General features: G+C 49.9%; 2 protein-coding genes and 1 pseudogene. All 3 read right to left on the reverse strand.

The window, feature by feature from the left end:
* A pseudogene (locus tag PsW74_RS18995) lies at nt 1–429 on the reverse strand (conjugal transfer protein TraG); the annotation flags it as partial.
* Nucleotides 429–1,367 carry an ATPase, T2SS/T4P/T4SS family gene (locus PsW74_RS19000; RefSeq protein ID WP_063289872.1) on the reverse strand — a complete coding sequence of 313 codons (939 nt, stop codon included), beginning with the start codon at nt 1,365–1,367 and terminating at the stop codon, nt 429–431. The gene PsW74_RS19000 and the pseudogene PsW74_RS18995, both read right to left, overlap by 1 nt.
* 150 nt (nt 1,368–1,517) lie before the next feature.
* Nucleotides 1,518–2,660, reverse strand: a 1,143-nt coding sequence (locus tag PsW74_RS28930) for a hypothetical protein (protein WP_193777971.1), incomplete at its 5' end; no start/stop codon positions are given.

The following is a 2,660-nucleotide window of genomic DNA, read 5'->3' on the forward strand; positions in this document are numbered from 1 at the left end:
AAAAGCCAGAACGTGTTCAGGTCCATCATGGCGAAGCATGGTGGTGCCCTTCAGCTTGTCTTCCAGCCCGCCAACAACAACACCCTTGCCACGAAGCAGTCCCATCTTTTGGATTTCGTCTTTCTCAGCAAAACGCGCTGACCCATGAAGGGAAGCAGATTCATGTTCTCCGGAGATTGTTGAACTGGAGGCTCGCTCCATAAGAATGCGGCCAATAACCATAACAACGATCATGGAAACAAAACCGCCACCAAACGGGATCAGGATCTCATTGGGAAGGGATTTGGTCTGAACATAAAAGGTGTAGAGCCACTTCCACCACTCGGGGTCAGTGGGATCAAACGCGAGCGTGTAATACCAGCCTGCGAGCGTGACAACGATAAAGGCAAGTATGGAGACAAGAGCAACAACTCGTGGGAATACATGCATCACTGAAGCTTCCCGTCTTTGAGGATGTAGCGGTTGTTTTTGACCTCGTAAATGTCAGTGACATGACGCACTCCGCGGTCAAAACGAGTGATATGGAAGACCACATCAACCAGCGTATCGAAGTACTCGCTGACTGGCTTTGTCAGGTTCATGCCTGACATATCGATGTTGTGCTGGAACCGCTCAACCACCATCTCAGCGCGGTCAGCGTGGATCGTGCACATCCAACCCTTTGCGCCGGTGTTAAGCGCGTTCAAAGCTGGAAAGGCATTTTCGGTAGAGATCTCTGAGAAGATTATGCGATCTGGAGAGATACGCATTTTGTGATTGAACAGTTGCTCCCATGTTCTCAGGCCTGCGCCTTGTGAGGCTTCACGAGCTGCAAACAGCGCAGATCCATTCCAGAAGCGCTCAACCTCCAGCTCCGGTGTGTCTTCACATGACACAATGCGCTCTTGGACAGGCAAGAGCCCAAGCAGCTTATTCAGGAATGTTGTTTTGCCAGTGTTGGTGGAGCCGGATATCGCAATATTCCAACGCTTGTGCATGGCTTCACCAATGTAGTCGATGATCTTTTGGCGAAGCCCCAGATCTTCGAACTTGATCTCATAGGGATGTTTGCAACGCACCGCCATGGAAAGGCCGTTCTGCGTGCTTGGCCCAATCAAGCACTCAAAACGATGGCGCTCAGGAAGTGACACGGAAAGGTTTGGGTTTGTATCTTCGGAAAACTTCAGGCCGTTGTAGTTGGCAAGCGCCTGACATATGCGCCGGATCTCGGTGAAGCCGATATTTGGCGTCTCGATCTGCTGCAGGTCTGACTTGCGATGTTCCACGATGATTTTCCGAGGCCGCATCTGGCGCAGCTCAACTACATTAGGATCGCTGTAGAGCTCAGCTAAAGGTTCCATAAGCTTCATTATCAGTGCATCAGACATGGCTCACCCGTTAGCCCTGATATGAACGTCAGGACTTTAAAACTTAGCAGTTGTTATTGCTTACAAATTTCGTTTCTCAGTCAGCCGACAAGAAAGACCTGTCGGCTGACATTTTCATTACGCTCTATTCAGAGCTCTTGTCAGAGATGATCAGTGGTCACTTCCGTTGTCACAATAGCTTTCGCTATATCGGGATGGTTGTGAAGCTTGACAGGACTGAACTGGCTCCGAGCGAGATACCTCTTTCCACTCAGAGTACTCCACCTTGCCATCAGGTAAGGTGAGAACATCGCGCTCGTCGTTCGCAAAAACATTTGTCACGCGCCCCTGAACCTTACGACCGGTACAATTTTGTTGCACAACACGGCACCCAGTAGATTGGTACTCTCCATCCGTTCTGTCGCTAAACGACTGCCATTGATGGCCGTTCCCATTCCAACCCCAACTCTGAGAAATATCCATACTCCGCACCTTGCCCGAAGGATTATATGAGTACAAAGTGCCATACCCCTTGGCCTCGAACTTCGTACGAATATAACGCTGCCGCTGCTCTTTTGAGCGCTCGCACTTGTCACCTTCATTTACTGGAGTGCCATTGCTGATCGTGACGGAATGTTTGCTGCCATCTGGACGCTCATAGACCTGCTGACGTTTTACAGGGACCATGGCATTGCAGCCGTCATAGTAACGCTCTGACGGAGCTTCTACCTCTTCGATATTCTTTTTTGTGTAAGCAACATATTGAGCATTTGGCAGAAGCTTCTTGGTCGCGATGGTGTAGCTCAGACCTTCAATTTTGATCGAAACATCTGACAGTGGCCGTGCTTTGCGTTTAGGGTCGTCGTACTTCCAGGCTGATGTTTGCGCAATGTGCGTATAGTTCGTATCGCCCTTCTGACAATTACCTACATAAATCCTGTCTGGGTTTGTGTAGTAGAAACGTTCAAGACCTGTAGACACACCTGCAGTGAAGTCATGTGTGAAGTCCGATGGACTGATACAGCCTTCAATAGTTGGTTTGCACTGATAGCCTTCTTCAAAAATCTCCCCCTCACCCATTGGGATTTCCAGACGGGTACTGTCCGGACGCTCAAACACATCTGTCAGCTTAGTCGGGACAAAGGCATAGCAGCCCTCAAAATAGCGCCCTGATGCAACCTGCTCGGATTCCGTTTCCATCTTGGTGTAGGCAACTTCAGGTGCTCCAGGCAGCAGCATGCTTGATGCCAGCGGATAGACCTGACCGGCCACATTGATCGACACATCAGAAAGAGGCTGGGCCACTTTTTTCTC

Source organism: Pseudovibrio sp. W74 (assembly GCF_001623085.1).
Classification (GTDB): domain Bacteria; phylum Pseudomonadota; class Alphaproteobacteria; order Rhizobiales; family Stappiaceae; genus Pseudovibrio.

What these genes read in the sequence shown, in the direction of transcription:
- PsW74_RS19000 (WP_063289872.1), bottom strand. Translation starts at nt 1,367, where the DNA reads ATGTCTGATGCACTGATAATGAAGCTTATGGAACCTTTAGCTGAGCTC.